The organism is Pseudomonas sp. GZD-222, from assembly GCF_049310525.1.
Classification (GTDB): Bacteria; Pseudomonadota; Gammaproteobacteria; order Pseudomonadales; family Pseudomonadaceae; genus Aquipseudomonas.
This window is the reverse complement of the sequence record NZ_JBMOWO010000071.1, coordinates 1-13,990: the sequence shown is the minus strand read 5'-3', so window position 1 is coordinate 13,990 and position 13,990 is coordinate 1. Positions and strand designations below refer to the sequence as shown.

General features: G+C 62.5%; 18 protein-coding genes. 16 read left to right on the top strand and 2 right to left on the bottom strand.

Annotation, left to right across the window (positions count from 1 at the left end; genetic code table 11):
* Positions 1-13: 13 nt before the first annotated feature.
* From ACO6VD_RS13285 to ACO6VD_RS13255, 7 genes are all read left to right on the top strand, one after another.
* Complete coding sequence (locus ACO6VD_RS13285) at positions 14-1,123, top strand: protein-glutamate methylesterase/protein-glutamine glutaminase (RefSeq protein WP_422419662.1); 1,110 nt, start codon at positions 14-16, stop codon at positions 1,121-1,123.
* Positions 1,123-1,863, top strand: a complete 741-nt coding sequence (locus ACO6VD_RS13280) for a flagellar motor protein (protein WP_400172252.1) — start codon at positions 1,123-1,125, stop codon at positions 1,861-1,863. The genes ACO6VD_RS13285 and ACO6VD_RS13280 overlap by 1 nt, the downstream gene beginning before the upstream one ends.
* Positions 1,864-1,866: 3 nt before the next feature.
* Positions 1,867-2,775, top strand: coding sequence for a flagellar motor protein MotD (gene motD, locus ACO6VD_RS13275; RefSeq protein ID WP_422419660.1), 909 nt, complete (start codon positions 1,867-1,869; stop codon positions 2,773-2,775).
* Positions 2,776-2,798: 23 nt separating this feature from the next.
* A complete protein-coding gene (locus tag ACO6VD_RS13270; RefSeq protein WP_422419658.1) occupies positions 2,799-3,587 on the top strand; it encodes a ParA family protein in 789 nt (262 codons plus the stop codon).
* On the top strand, positions 3,587-4,453 hold the full coding sequence (locus ACO6VD_RS13265) for a chemotaxis protein CheW (protein ID WP_422419656.1): 867 nt from the start codon (positions 3,587-3,589) through the stop codon (positions 4,451-4,453). The genes ACO6VD_RS13270 and ACO6VD_RS13265 overlap by 1 nt, the downstream gene beginning before the upstream one ends.
* Positions 4,454-4,514: 61 nt before the next feature.
* Positions 4,515-4,994 (top strand): chemotaxis protein CheW, encoded by a 480-nt coding sequence (locus tag ACO6VD_RS13260; protein WP_028945467.1) that lies wholly within the window; start codon positions 4,515-4,517, stop codon positions 4,992-4,994.
* A gap of 1 nt (position 4,995) precedes the next feature.
* Positions 4,996-5,388 carry a DUF2802 domain-containing protein gene (locus ACO6VD_RS13255; RefSeq protein ID WP_400172249.1) on the top strand — a complete coding sequence of 131 codons (393 nt, stop codon included), beginning with the start codon at positions 4,996-4,998 and terminating at the stop codon, positions 5,386-5,388.
* 170 nt (positions 5,389-5,558) lie between these two features.
* Here ACO6VD_RS13255 and ACO6VD_RS13250 read toward each other — a convergent pair whose 3' ends face one another.
* Positions 5,559-5,894, bottom strand: a complete 336-nt coding sequence (locus ACO6VD_RS13250) for an EscU/YscU/HrcU family type III secretion system export apparatus switch protein (RefSeq protein ID WP_422419654.1) — start codon at positions 5,892-5,894, stop codon at positions 5,559-5,561.
* The gene (locus ACO6VD_RS13245; RefSeq protein WP_422419652.1) at positions 5,891-7,459 is read right to left on the bottom strand and encodes a flagellar hook-length control protein FliK; all 1,569 of its coding nucleotides are present in this window, start codon (positions 7,457-7,459) and stop codon (positions 5,891-5,893) included. The genes ACO6VD_RS13250 and ACO6VD_RS13245 overlap by 4 nt, the downstream gene beginning before the upstream one ends.
* Before the next feature lie 163 nt (positions 7,460-7,622).
* Between ACO6VD_RS13245 and ccmA the strand changes: the two genes are divergently transcribed.
* From ccmA to ccmI, 9 genes are all read left to right on the top strand, one after another.
* Positions 7,623-8,255, top strand: coding sequence for a cytochrome c biogenesis heme-transporting ATPase CcmA (ccmA, locus tag ACO6VD_RS13240; protein WP_422419651.1), 633 nt, complete (start codon positions 7,623-7,625; stop codon positions 8,253-8,255).
* Positions 8,252-8,920, top strand: coding sequence for a heme exporter protein CcmB (ccmB, locus tag ACO6VD_RS13235; protein ID WP_038616869.1), 669 nt, complete (start codon positions 8,252-8,254; stop codon positions 8,918-8,920). The genes ccmA and ccmB overlap by 4 nt, the downstream gene beginning before the upstream one ends.
* Positions 8,921-8,963: 43 nt before the next feature.
* On the top strand, positions 8,964-9,740 hold the full coding sequence (locus tag ACO6VD_RS13230) for a heme ABC transporter permease (protein WP_157193475.1): 777 nt from the start codon (positions 8,964-8,966) through the stop codon (positions 9,738-9,740).
* Complete coding sequence (gene ccmD / locus ACO6VD_RS13225) at positions 9,737-9,913, top strand: heme exporter protein CcmD (protein WP_422419648.1); 177 nt, start codon at positions 9,737-9,739, stop codon at positions 9,911-9,913. Before ACO6VD_RS13230 ends, ccmD begins: the two co-directional genes overlap by 4 nt.
* Entirely contained in the window at positions 9,910-10,365 is a 456-nt protein-coding gene (gene ccmE / locus ACO6VD_RS13220; protein WP_422419647.1) for a cytochrome c maturation protein CcmE, read from the top strand. The genes ccmD and ccmE overlap by 4 nt, the downstream gene beginning before the upstream one ends.
* 11 nt (positions 10,366-10,376) lie before the next feature.
* Positions 10,377-12,350, top strand: coding sequence for a heme lyase CcmF/NrfE family subunit (locus tag ACO6VD_RS13215; protein ID WP_422419788.1), 1,974 nt, complete (start codon positions 10,377-10,379; stop codon positions 12,348-12,350).
* Positions 12,347-12,883, top strand: a complete 537-nt coding sequence (locus ACO6VD_RS13210; protein WP_422419645.1) for a DsbE family thiol:disulfide interchange protein — start codon at positions 12,347-12,349, stop codon at positions 12,881-12,883. The genes ACO6VD_RS13215 and ACO6VD_RS13210 overlap by 4 nt, the downstream gene beginning before the upstream one ends.
* Complete coding sequence (locus ACO6VD_RS13205; RefSeq protein WP_400173663.1) at positions 12,880-13,356, top strand: cytochrome c-type biogenesis protein; 477 nt, start codon at positions 12,880-12,882, stop codon at positions 13,354-13,356. Before ACO6VD_RS13210 ends, ACO6VD_RS13205 begins: the two co-directional genes overlap by 4 nt.
* Positions 13,349-13,990 (top strand): c-type cytochrome biogenesis protein CcmI (ccmI, locus tag ACO6VD_RS13200; RefSeq protein ID WP_422419644.1); only part of this gene is annotated, 642 nt, incomplete at its 3' end. The genes ACO6VD_RS13205 and ccmI, both read left to right, overlap by 8 nt.

Here is a 13,990-nt window from a genome sequence, read left to right as displayed (position 1 = left end):
TAATGGAGTGTTTATGGCAGTCAAGGTCCTGGTGGTGGATGATTCCGGTTTCTTCCGCCGCCGAGTCTCGGAAATTCTTTCAGCGGACCCGACTATTCAGGTCGTGGGTACCGCGACCAACGGCAAGGAAGCGATCGACCAGGCACTGTCGCTCAAGCCCGATGTCATCACCATGGACTATGAAATGCCCATGATGGATGGCATCACCGCTGTACGTCACATCATGCAGCGCTGCCCGACCCCGGTGTTGATGTTCTCCTCGCTGACTCACGAAGGCGCGCGCGTAACCCTCGACGCCCTGGATGCCGGTGCCGTCGATTACCTGCCGAAGAACTTCGAAGACATCTCGCGCAACCCCGAGAAGGTCAAGCAGATGCTGTGTGAAAAGGTGCATACCATTTCCCGCAGCAACCGTCGTCTGGGCAGCTATGCCGCGCCTGCGCCACAGCCGGCCAGCCCGGTTCAGCCAAGCGTCAGTAGCCTGGGCAGCAGCCCGGCACCGCGTGCTGCCGCACCGGTACGTGCAGCGGCGTCGGTTACCTCGCCTGCGCCCAAGCGCAAGCCTTACAAACTGGTCGCCATTGGTACCTCCACCGGTGGTCCAGTGGCACTGCAGCGGGTCCTGACCCAGCTGCCAGCCAATTTTCCGGCGCCGATCGTGCTGATTCAGCACATGCCTGCGGCCTTCACCAAGGCGTTCGCCGAGCGCCTGGACAAGCTGTGCAAGATCAGCGTCAAGGAAGCCGAAGACGGCGATATCTTGCGCCCCGGCCTGGCCTTGCTGGCTCCGGGCGGCAAGCAGATGATGGTCGACGGTCGCGGTGCCGTGAAGATCCTGCCGGGCGACGAGCGCCTGAACTACAAGCCATGTGTGGACATTACCTTTGGCTCGGCGGCGAAATCCTACGGCGACAAGGTGCTGTCGGTGGTCCTCACCGGTATGGGTGCCGACGGCCGTGAAGGCGCCCGCCTGCTCAAGCAGGGCGGCAGCACGGTGTGGGCCCAGGATGAGGCCAGCTGCGTGATCTATGGCATGCCCATGGCCATCGTCAAGGCCAACCTGGCCGACGCGGTCTACAGCCTGGACGAGATCGGCAAGCACCTGGTCGAGGCGTGCGTCTGATGGATGTCTTGAGCCTAATCGGGATCATCCTGGCCTTTGTCGCGATTATCGGCGGCAATTACCTTGAGGGTGGTCACCTGTCGGCGCTGATCAACGGCCCTGCGGCCCTGATCGTACTGGGTGGCACGTTGGCCGCGGCACTGCTGCAATCGCCCATGAGTGCCTTCAAGCGCGCGCTGCAGATCGTGCGCTGGATTCTGTTTCCGCCACGTATCGACCTGGCCGGCGGCATCGACCGGGTGGTCAACTGGAGCCTGACTGCACGCAAGGAAGGCCTGCTGGGCCTGGAAGGGGTGGCGGATGCCGAACCCGATCCTTATGCGCGCAAGGGCCTGCAACTGCTGGTCGACGGTGCCGAACCCGAAGCCATTCGCAGCATCCTTGAGGTGGATTTCTACACCCAGGAAAGCCGCGATATCCAGGCGGCCAAGGTGTTCGAGTGCATGGGCGGCTACGCGCCGACCATCGGTATCATCGGTGCGGTGATGGGCCTGATCCATGTCATGGGCAACCTGGCCGACCCTTCGCAACTGGGCAACGGTATTGCCGTAGCGTTTGTTGCCACCATTTACGGTGTTGCGAGTGCCAACCTGATCCTGCTGCCGATTGCCAACAAGCTCAAGGCCCTGGCCATGCGTCAGTCGCGCTACCGGGAAATGCTCCTGGAAGGCCTGCTGTCGATCGCCGAAGGCGAGAACCCGCGCTCGATCGAGCTGAAGCTTCAGGGCTTCATGGAGTAACACATGGCGCGCCGTCGACAACCCGAGGAACATGAAAACCACGAACGCTGGCTGGTGTCCTACGCGGACTTCATCACCTTGCTGTTCGCCTTCTTCGTGGTCATGTATTCGATTTCCTCGATCAACGAGGGCAAGTACAAGATCCTCTCCCAGGCGCTGATCGGAGTGTTTAACGACCCCGAGAAGAGCATGCGGCCGATCCCCATCGGCGAAGAGCGGCCGCTGACGGTCAAGCCGGCCGAGCCGCTGATCAAGGACAGCGAGCAGGTCGACGCCGGTCTTGCGCAAACCAGCAGTGATCCGTTGAAAACCATTACCGATGACGTGCGCGACGCCTTTGGCGATCTGATCAAGTCTGACCAGATGACCGTGCGTGGCAACGAGTTGTGGGTCGAGATCGAGCTCAACTCTTCATTGCTGTTTGGCAGCGGTGATGCGATGCCCAGCGATGTCGCGTTCAACATCATCGAAAAGGTCGCGAAGATCCTCAAGCCCTTCGCCAACCCGGTGCATGTCGAAGGTTTCACCGATGATTTGCCGATCCGCACCGCGCAATACCCGACCAACTGGGAACTGTCCTCGGCCCGTGCGGCCAGTATTGTCCGCTTGTTGGCAATGGAAGGGGTCAACCCGGCGCGCATGGCCTCGGTCGGTTATGGCGAGTTCCAGCCGATCGCGGCTAACGACACGGCCGAGGGTCGTGCGCGCAATCGCCGGGTAGTGCTGGTTATTTCACGCAACCTTGAAGTGCGCCGCAGCCTGACCGGTACCGGCAGTGCCAATGCCACGCCGGATGCGGCAATGAAGCGGGCTGGCACACAATCTGCACCGCCAGCGGTATCACCGACGGTGGGGGGCAATCGCGTCAATCCTCCGTCACCGAACCTAAACCGTTCCCGGACCGGCACGTAGTCGTACCGGGAGGAAGCAATGCAATGAGAGTCTGGGCAGTAGCCAATCAAAAAGGTGGCGTCGGTAAGACCACCACGTCCATCGCCCTGGCCGGCTTGCTGGCCGAGGCGGGCAAGCGCGTGGTCGTGGTCGACCTCGACCCCCATGGGTCCATGACCAGCTACTTCGGACACAACCCGGACGTTCTGGAACACAGCTGCTACGACCTGTTCCTGCACAAGGGCACGGTGCCCGAAGGCTTGCCAGGGCAACTGCTGCTGCCGACCAGCGACGAAAACATTTCCCTGCTGCCGTCCAGTACCGCGCTGGCGGTGCTCGAGCGCCAGTCACCGGGACAAAGTGGCCTGGGCCTGGTAATCGCCAAGTCTCTGGCGCAGCTGTGGCAGGATTTCGATTACGCGATCATCGACAGCCCGCCGCTGCTCGGCGTGCTGATGGTCAATGCGCTGGCGGCCAGCCAGCAACTGGTGATCCCGGTACAGACCGAATATCTGGCGGTGAAGGGGCTGGAACGCATGGTCAGTACCCTGGCCATGGTCAATCGCTCGCGCAAGCAAGCCTTGCCATACCACATCGTGCCGACCCTGTTCGACCGCCGCACCCAGGCCTCGATGGGCACCCTGCGGGTGTTGCGCGACGCTTATCCGGAGACTATCTGGCAAGGCTACATTCCGGTCGATACGCGTCTGCGCGATGCCAGTCGTGCCGGGCTGACACCGTCGCAATTCGATGGCAAGAGCCGCGCAGTGGTGGCCTATCGCGCCCTGCTCAAGCACCTGCTGACGCACAACATCGCCCAGCAGGTGGCCTGATGAATCGCCCGCAAAAGCTTGCTACGGGTCCGCAACTGGCACTGCAGTCCTACCTTGATGGTTTGCTCCACGAAGCCACTGAAGTGCTGGAACTGGTGGAGCCATCAGTCGCAATCGACGAGTTCCAGGCCGCAGTGCTTGAGGAGCAGGCCCGCGATGCACAGATTGCCCCGACGCCTCGTCCGGCAGTGATCCCGGTAGCGCCGCTGCCCTTTGCCGAACCCGCACCGCTGGTGCTGCCGCCGGTCATGCCGGTTGTAGCGCTGCAACCTGAGCCTGAGTTGGCCAGTGTCGAGCCGGCCACTGCGTTGCCTGCGCCGGTCGAGCCGCTGGTGGAAGTCCACTTGCCACCTGCGCCCAACCAGCCGGTGCCGCCTGTAACGGTTGACGGGCGTCCGGCATGGGCGGCCGAACCGTTCGAGTGTCTGTTGTTCGACGTCGCCGGGCTGACCCTGGCGGTACCACTGGTGTGCCTGGGGTCGATTTATTCGCTGGCCGGGCATGAGCTGACACCGCTGTTCGGTCAGCCGGACTGGTTCCTGGGCATCCTGCCGAGCCAGAGTGGCAACCTGAAGGTGCTCGATACCGCGCGCTGGGTCATGCCGGACCGCTACCGCGACGACTTTCGCCAGGGCCTGCAGTATGTAATTTCAGTCCAGGGGTATGAGTGGGGCCTGGCTGTACATCAGGTCAGCCGTTCGTTGCGCCTGGACCCCAACGAGATCAAATGGCGCAGCCAGCGCGGTCAACGACCCTGGCTAGCCGGTACGGTCATTGAACACATGTGCGCGTTGCTGGACGTTGCCGAACTGGCCGAGTTGATCGCCAGCGGTGCGGTCAAGCAGCTGCACGCCAACCATAAATAATCGGTCGCGCCTGCGATCGTACTGAGCACACCGCCGAAGGCGGATTTTGAGGGATAGGGGAATGAAAAAGTCGTCTGCACAAGGTTCCGAAGATCCGATCCTGCAGTGGGTAACCTTCAAACTGGACAACGAGTCCTACGGCATCAACGTGATGCAGGTGCAGGAAGTCCTGCGCTACACCGAGATCGCCCCGGTCCCGGGTGCCCCGAGTTATGTGCTGGGCATCATCAACCTGCGTGGCAACGTCGTCACCGTGATCGACACCCGCCAGCGCTTCGGCCTGATGTCGAGTGAAATCACCGACAACAGCCGTATCGTCATCATCGAGGCCGACAAGCAAGTAGTCGGCATCCTGGTCGACAGCGTTGCCGAAGTGGTTTACCTGCGCCAGTCGGAAATCGAGACCGCGCCGAATGTCGGTAACGAAGAATCGGCCAAGTTCATCCAGGGCGTGTGCAACAAGAACAACGAACTGCTGATCCTGGTCGAGCTGGACAAGATGATGACCGAGGAAGAGTGGTCCGAGCTGGAGAACATCTGAGTTGATCTTTGAGGTTGCAGTCATATTTCTGGCGTTGCTCTGGGCGATCAGCCTGTGGTTTTTCCTCAACTACAGCAAGCGCCAGCGTGAGCTGGCTGCCCAGCAGGCCCAGGGCGATGCGTTGCGTGACCAGCGCATCAAAGACCTGGCCAAGCGCCTGGACGACTACCAGAACGGCAGCGTACGCATGGGCGAAGCCCTGCATGAGTTGCGCGCGACGGTGGCGCCGCTGCCGGACAAGCTCCTGCAGCTGGAGCAGCGCGACCCCAACAGCCTGTCGTTCGCCCAGGCGGCGCGATTGGTCGGTATGGGCGCGAGCGTCGATGAGTTGACCCAGTCTTGTGGCCTGACCCAGGCCGAGGCGGAGTTGATGAGCAAGGTGCATCGCAGCTGAGGCTGGGAGGATTGAGCCCTGTGGCACACAGGGCCCAGTCTTCAGGCTTCTGGTTAACTGTTGAACTTGTTGGCGTCGGTTCACTTTTGTGGGAGCTGGCGTAGCCGGCGATCGACCGCGAAGGGGTCGCCATTCATGCGCATGCCGGCCAAGGCCTTTCCTGCAGCTGGTTAATCGATTTCGGGCAGTCGCAGGTTCGCCGGGCTGATATCCCGCTCCTGTGGACCCTCATCGGCGAATCCCGCTGGCACCTTACCCCTGAGCTGCCAGGCAAAGGCGATGATTTCGGCAATCGTCAGGTACAGTGCCTCGGGAATCCGGTCGCCCAGTTCCATGCGCGCCAGCAGGCGCACCAGTTCGGCACTCTCGTAGATCGGCACTTCGTGTTCGCGGGCGATGGCCAGGATTGCCTCTGCCAGTTCATCGTCACCCTTGGCACTCAGTGTCGGGGCCTGTTGTCCGTCGTAGGTCAGGGCAATGGCCTGGCGTGGGGTCTTGTCGGTCATGCGGTTTCATCCACCCAGCGTTGTTCCAGACGGGTACGCGGTCCTTGCGGCGGTGTGCCGTGATGGCAGTGCAACTCGGCTACATTCAGCCCGCGCGCCAGCAGACGCTCGCGCAGACTGCCCAGCTGGCTGTCGATCAGTTGCGCGGTGCTCGGAAGTTCGGCCCATAGTTGACTCGACAGGCTGCCCTGGCGGATCTGTGCCTGGACCTGCAGAGGCCCCAGCGGGTGCAGGTCGAATGACAGCTCGATACTCCAGAGCATCTCCAGAGGATCGCGAAGCTCACGCTCCGGATCGCTTTGCTGCTCCTGGGTTTCTTCGCGCTGCAGTTTCATTTGTACGGGCATGAAGTCCTGGCCCGTGCGCAGAGGGATTTCCAGCTGCCAGGTGGTCTGCAGATTACCGTCGGCAGTAGTGCCGGTCTGCTCCAGGCTGGCCAGTTGATGGCTTTGCAGTCGCGAAATGGCCGCGGCGGCCAGGCGCAGCAGGTGTTCCAGGTCGCCTTCGCCGTCCTGGCTTTGCAATAGCCGCGAGGGCAGGGGAAAGCCGCCAGGCTGTGGCCGCGGGCTTACCTGGCCGAGCATGCCAAGGGCGGTACGGACCATGCCGGGCATTGCCTGCACCAGGGTGCTGGCAGCGGCGGCCGGATTGAACTGAACATTGCCGGGAGTACCCGGCAGCAATTGTGCGACCAGGCGTACCACCTGGGCCTTGAGGTCGGGTCCGAGATTGGCGGGCAGCCCGGCAAGCAGCTTGGCCTCCAGGAATACACCGCTGTTGTTCAGGGCCTGTGCCAGGCCTTTGGGGTCGCTGAGCTGGCGTACGTCCGGCAGGCTGGCCAGCAGTTTGTCTACCGTGGCGCGCAGTTCGCTGGACGAGGTGTTGTCGTCGCGCGCCTGCTGCAGGGCATTGAGCAGGCCCTGCAGGGAAGCCTGGCGACTTTGTTGGGTACTCAGTTGTTGGGCAATTGCCAGTTGTTCCTGACGTCCGCTCAGTGGCACGAAGCTCAACGATTGATCGCTCTGAACTCGCGCGCTGAGCAAGCTGCCTACCGGCAGTGGGCGAGGGCTGTCGATGGTCAGGGTAGCGCCGGCCTGGGGGCCGCCGAGCAGACTCACCAATGAACGGAACTGGGCCAGTTGACCGGCGGTCTGGGGCAGGGCCTGACTGGTCAGAACCTTACCTTGCAACAAGGTGCCAATGGGCATTTGCCGGGTATCGATGCGGGTCAGGCTGGCCACACTGTTGGCAATCGCCTGTTGCACGGTGATGGTCAGGTTCGAGGTGCTGCTCTGACTGACCGCCAGCTGACTACCTTGGGCCAGGGGCTGGTTGCTGCTGGCCTGGACATTGGTTTGTTTGCCGCTTTCCTGGGTCAGCTTGAGCAGCATCTGGAAGTCCTGGCCGACCTGGCGCAGCGCCAGAACCTCGGCCTTGGCGGTTTCGCCGGGGGCCAGCAAGGCTTGTTGTGGCTGCAGCAGGCGCAGCAATTCGCCGGTCATTGCCGAGCGCTGCTGAGCATTGGCCGGAATCTGCGCACCAAGGTTGTTAATTTCGCCTGTCATCAGCTGGCAACCTGTTGAAATAGCCCTCTTTGCAGTAGGACATCACATGTATAATGCCGCCCGATCTTTCGCGATCAGAGCGGCCGGGCCGTATCTTCACTGCCAGTATAACGGCAGGGCCGGGACCGACTTGAGACAGGCATCCCAAGCATAAGGCGAAACTGTGACCCCTCATCTGGAAGCCGTGGGCCTGGCCTGCGAGCGCGACTGGCGAATGCTCTTCGAAAACCTCGAACTGCACCTGGCTGCAGGCGACATGCTGCAGATCAGCGGCCCCAACGGTAGCGGCAAGACCAGCCTGCTGCGCTTGCTGGCCGGCCTCATGAGCCCGACGGCCGGGCAGATCCGTCTCGACGGCAAACCCCTGGCCGAACAGCGCCACGAACTGGCGAAGATCCTCCTGTGGATCGGTCATGCTGCCGGTATCAAGGACTTGCTCAGCCCTGAAGAGAACCTTGCCTGGTTGTGCGCCCTGCATCGACCGGCCGAACCGCAAGCGATCTGGAAGGCCCTTGAAGCGGTCGGCCTGCGCGGCTTCGAAGATGTGCCCTGTCATACCCTTTCGGCGGGCCAGCAGCGCCGCGTGGCCCTGGCCCGCCTGTACCTGGACAGTCCGCTGTTGTGGATTCTCGATGAGCCCTTTACGGCCCTCGACAAGCAGGGCGTGGCTCAACTCGAGGCGCACCTGGCGGCCCATTGCGAGCAGGGCGGGATGGTCGTGCTGACCACCCACCACAGCCTGGAACGCAAGCCGTCCGGATACCGTGAACTGAACCTGGGGCAGTGGGCCGCATGAGTGTCTTTGTCCTGTTGTTGCGTCGTGAAGCGCGTCTGTTGTGCCGGCGTCCGGCCGAACTGGCCAACCCGCTGGTGTTCTTCGCCATTGTCATCGCGTTGTTTCCGCTGGCGGTCGGACCCGAGACTCAATTGTTGCAAACCTTGTCTCCGGGGCTGGTCTGGGTAGCGGCCCTTTTATCGGTTTTGCTCTCGCTGGACGGGCTTTTCCGCAGTGATTTCGAGGATGGATCGCTCGAACAGTGGGTCCTTTCGTCGCACCCCCTGCCTCTTCTGGTACTGGCAAAAGTACTGGCACACTGGGCCTTTTCCGGGCTGGCACTGGTATTGTTGGCACCCTTGCTGGCACTGATGCTAGGTTTGCCCTCGGCCTGTCTGCCGGTGCTGCTGGCATCGTTGTTGCTCGGTACTCCGGTACTGAGCCTGCTGGGCGCCGTGGGTGCGGCCCTGACAGTCGGTTTGAAACGTGGCGGCCTGCTGCTGGCGCTACTGATTCTGCCGTTATATATCCCGGTATTGATCCTGGGCAGTGGCGCCTTGCAGGCGGCACTGCAAGCTATGCCGGCGACCGGTTATCTGCTTTGGCTTGGTAGCCTGACCGCCCTGGCAGTAACTCTGGCACCCTTTGCAATAGCGGCTGGCCTGAAGATCAGCGTCGGCGAATAATGAGGTCTGGGCCCTGCCCAGCAAAGACCCTGGATGTACCGTGATGAAAAGCAGCGTAATCAGCTGGACGTGGTTTCATAAACTGGGTTCGCCCAAGTGGTTCTATGCCATCAGCGGCCGCATGCTGCCGTGGCTGACGGTTGCCGCGATCCTGTTGATCGGCATCGGCGTGATCTGGGGGCTGGCCTTTGCACCCCAGGATTACCAACAGGGCAACAGCTTTCGGATCATCTACATTCACGTACCGGCAGCCATGCTGGCGCAGTCCTGCTACGTGATGCTGGCCGTGGCCGGGGTGGTCGGGCTGGTATGGAAAATGAAAATTGCCGACGTTGCCCTGCAGTGTGCGGCGCCCATCGGTGCCTGGATGACCGCGGTAGCGCTGGTCACCGGCGCCATCTGGGGCAAGCCGACCTGGGGCAGCTGGTGGGTCTGGGATGCGCGTCTGACCTCGATGCTGATCCTGCTGTTCCTGTATTTCGGTCTCATCGCCCTGGGCCAGGCCATCAGTAATCGCGAGAGCGCGGCCAAGGCCTGCGCGGTGCTGGCGATTGTCGGTGTGATCAACATCCCGATCATCAAGTACTCGGTGGAGTGGTGGAACACCCTGCACCAGGGCGCCACCTTTACCCTCACGGAAAAACCGGCCATGCCGGCGGAGATGTGGCTGCCGCTGCTGCTGACCGTGCTGGGTTTCTATTGTTTCTTCGGTGCCGTGCTGTTGCTGCGCATGCGCCTTGAAGTGCTCAAGCGCGAAGCGCGCACCAGTTGGGTCAGGGAGGAGGTATTGAGCAGCCTGGGTCGGGAGATGGCACGATGAGTTTTGCCTCTTTCAGTGATTTTCTCGCCATGGGCCATCACGGCCTGTACGTCTGGTCGGCCTACGGCATCTGCCTGCTGGTGCTGGCCGTCAACGTTGCCTTGCCCTTGCAGGCGCGGCGCCGTTACCTGCAAGAAGAGGCGCGTCGTCTGCGCCGGGAGAACAACCAGTGAATCCGCAACGCAAGAAGCGCCTGTTCATCATCCTCGGCCTGCTGGCCGGGGTTGGCATCGCCGTGGGCCTGGCCTTGAGCGCCCTGCAGCAGAACATCAACCTGTTCTACACCCCGACCCAGATCGCCAACGGCGAAGCCCCGCTCGATACCCGTATTCGTGCCGGCGGCATGGTCGAGAAGGGCTCGCTGCAACGTACGGGCGACTCGCTCGATGTACGTTTTGTGGTGACCGACTTCAACAAATCGGTACCGATCACCTACCGCGGCATTCTCCCCGACCTGTTCCGTGAAGGGCAGGGCATCGTTGCCCTGGGCAAACTCAATGCCGAGGGCGTGGTAGTGGCCGATGAAGTGCTGGCCAAGCATGACGAGAAATACATGCCACCGGAGGTCACCAAGGCCCTCCAGGAAAGCGGCCAGGCGGCCACCGGCGCGGGAGTCAAACCATGAACGCGGCGCTGATCATTCCTGAACTCGGCCAGCTGGCGATGATCCTCGCGATCTGTTTCGCCTGTGTGCAGGCCACGGTGCCGCTGCTCGGCGCCTGGCGTGGCGATAGCCTGTGGATGAGCCTGGCGCGGCCTGCGGCCTGGGGCCAGTTCGCGTTCCTGGCATTCTCCTTCGCCTGCCTGACCCACGCCTTCATGACCGACAACTTTTCGGTCGCCTATGTCGCCAACAACTCCAACAGCGCCTTGCCCTGGTATTTCAAGTTCAGCGCCGTATGGGGTGCCCACGAAGGCTCGCTGCTGCTCTGGGCGATGATCCTCGGTGGCTGGACCTTCGCCGTGTCGATTTTCTCCCGCCAGTTGCCACAGGTGATGCTGGCCCGGGTGCTGGGGGTGATGGGCATGATCAGCGTCGGCTTCCTGTCGTTCCTGATTGTCACGTCCAACCCGTTCAAGCGTCTGCTGCCGCAGGTGCCGACTGACGGCGCCGACCTCAACCCGCTGCTGCAGGATATCGGCCTGATCGTTCACCCGCCGATGCTGTACATGGGCTATGTCGGCTTCTCGGTAGCGTTCGCCTTTGCTATCGCCGCCTTGCTCGGCGGTCGCCTGGATGCCGCCTGGGCACGCTGGTCGAGGCCCTGGACCCTGGTCGCCTGGGCGTTCCTGGGCATCGGTATCACCCTCGGCTCGTGGTGGGCTTACTACGAACTGGGCTGGGGTGGCTGGTGGTTCTGGGATCCGGTTGAAAACGCCTCGTTCATGCCCTGGTTGGTGGGCACGGCGCTGATCCACTCGCTGGCGGTCACGGAAAAACGCGGGGTGTTCAAGAGCTGGACCGTGCTGCTGGCCATTGCGGCGTTCTCGTTGAGCCTGCTGGGTACCTTCCTGGTCCGTTCCGGCGTGCTGACGTCGGTACACGCCTTCGCCTCCGATCCGGAGCGTGGCGTGTTCATTCTGATCTTCCTGTTGTTTGTCGTGGGCGGCTCGCTGACCCTGTTCGCCCTGCGCGCACCGGTGGTCAAGAGCCAGGTCGGCTTTGCCCTGTGGTCGCGGGAAACACTGCTGCTGGCCAACAACATTGTGCTGGTGGTTGCCGCCTCGATGATCCTGCTCGGCACCCTGTATCCGCTGATTCTCGATGCGCTGACCGGGGCCAAGCTGTCGGTGGGCCCGCCGTACTTCGATGCGCTGTTCATTCCGTTGATGGCGCTGCTGATGGCAGTCATGGCCATCGGTATGCTGGTGCGCTGGAAAGACACGCCAAGCAAATGGCTGCTGGGCATGCTGACTCCGGTGCTGATCGCCAGTGCCGTGCTGGCGCCGATTGGCGGGCTGCTGGTCGACGACTTCGATTGGCAGGTGCTGACCACCTTCGCTCTGGCCGCGTGGATTGTTCTGGCCGGTGTGCGCGACATCTTCGACAAGACCCGCCACAAGGGCTTGCTCAAGGGCCTGCGCGGTCTTAACCGCAGCTACTGGGGCATGCACGTCGCCCACCTGGGGCTGGCGGTCTGCGCCCTGGGCGTGGTGCTGTCGAGCAACAACAGTGCCGAACGCGACCTGCGCCTGGCACCGGGCGAGTCGGTTGAGCTGGCCGGTTACCAGTTCATCTTCGAAGGTGCCAAACACTTCGAAGGGCCGAACTTCACCTCCGACAAGGGCACCGTACGGGTGGTCGAAGATGGTCGTGAAATCAGCGTGCTGCATCCCGAGAAGCGTCTCTACACCGTGCAGCAGTCGATGATGACTGAGGCCGGTATCGACGCCGGTTTCACCCGCGACCTCTACGTCGCCCTCGGCGAGCCGCTCGATAACGGCGCCTGGGCGGTACGCGTACACGTCAAACCCTTCGTGCGCTGGATCTGGCTGGGCGGTCTGCTGACAGGCCTCGGTGGCCTGCTGGCAGCCATGGATGGACGTTATCGGGTCAAGGTCAAAGCCCGGGTGCGTGAAGTGCTGGGCATGTCTGGAGCAACTGCATGAAGCGTTGGATCATGGTGCTGCCGCTGGCAGTGTTTCTGCTGGTGGCGGTGTTTCTCTATCGGGGACTGTTCCTCGACCCCACCGAGCTGCCGTCGGCAATGATCGGCAAGCCGTTCCCGGCGTTCTCGCTGAAGTCGGTGCAGGATGGCAAGCCCCTGACCCAGGCCGACCTGATCGGCAAACCGGCGCTGGTCAACGTCTGGGCCACCTGGTGCCCGTCGTGCAAGGTCGAGCACCCGTACCTGAACAAGCTGGCGGAGCAGGGCGTGGTCATCCATGGGGTCAACTACAAGGATGACAACGCTGCAGCGATCAAATGGCTCGCCGAGTTCCATAACCCCTATCAGCTGAACATCGCTGACGACCAGGGCGGTCTCGGCTTGAACCTGGGTGTGTACGGTGCGCCGGAAACCTTCCTGATCGATGCCAAGGGCATTATTCGTTACAAGCACGTGGGCGTGGTCGATGCGACGGTCTGGCGTGAGCAACTGGCCGCCTTGTATCAGGGCCTGGTCGATGAGGCCAAGCCATGAAGCGCTGGCTGACCGCTGCCGTGTTGGGACTGAGCCTGGCCGGGGTGACGCAGGCGGCTATCGACACCTATCAGTTCGCTGACGATGCCGAGCGCGAGCGCTATCACGACCTGACCAAGGAACTGCGCTGCCCCAAGTGCCAGAACCAGGACATTGCCGACTCCAACGCACCGATCGCCGCCGACCTGCGCCGGGAGATCTTCCGCATGCTGGGTGAGGGCAAGAGCAATCAGCAGATCATCGACTTCATGGTCGATCGCTACGGTGATTTCGTGCGCTACAAGCCCGAGCTGACGGCCCGCACCTGGTTGCTCTGGTTCGGCCCGGGCGTGTTGCTGGTGGGCGGCTTTGGCCTGCTCGCACTGATTGTGCGCAAGCGTCGGGCGCAGAGCGCTGGTGGCCCTGTCGACCTTTCCCCCGAGGAGCGTGAGCGCCTCGCCAAATTGCTGGACAAAGAACAGACCCATGACTGATTTCTGGCTTGCTGCAGGCCTGCTGTTGCTGGTGGCCCTGAGCTTTTTGCTGATCCCGGTGTTGCGCGGCCGTCGTGCGCAACTGGAAGAAGACCGCACTGCACTGAACGTCGCCCTGTACCAGGAGCGGGTCGCCGAGCTGACTGCCCAGCAGGCTGCTGGCGTGCTCGATGAGGCGCAACTGGCCAAGGGCCGGGACGAGGCCGCGCGCGAGTTGTTGGCCGACACCGAAAATGCCGAGCCGCAGCGCCTGGGACGTCTGGGTAAACCCTTGCCGTTGCTGGCCGCAGTGCTGGTGCCGCTGATGGGCCTGGGCCTGTACCTGCACTTTGGTGCCAGCGAGGAGGTTGAACTGACCCAACAGTTCGCCAGGGCGCCGCAGTCGATGGAAGAGATGACCACGCGTCTTGAGCGGGCGGTCGAGGCGCAACCGGATTCAGCCGAAGGCCTGTACTTCCTCGGTCGGGCTTACATGGCCCAGGAGCGGCCAGCCGATGCGGCCAAGGTCTTCGAGCGTGCCGCCGCCCTGGCCGAGCGTCAGCCCGAGCTGCTCGGACAGTGGGCCCAGGCCCTGTACTTCGCCAATGGCAAACAGTGGAACGAGCAACTGCAGGCGCTGACCGACGAGGCGCTC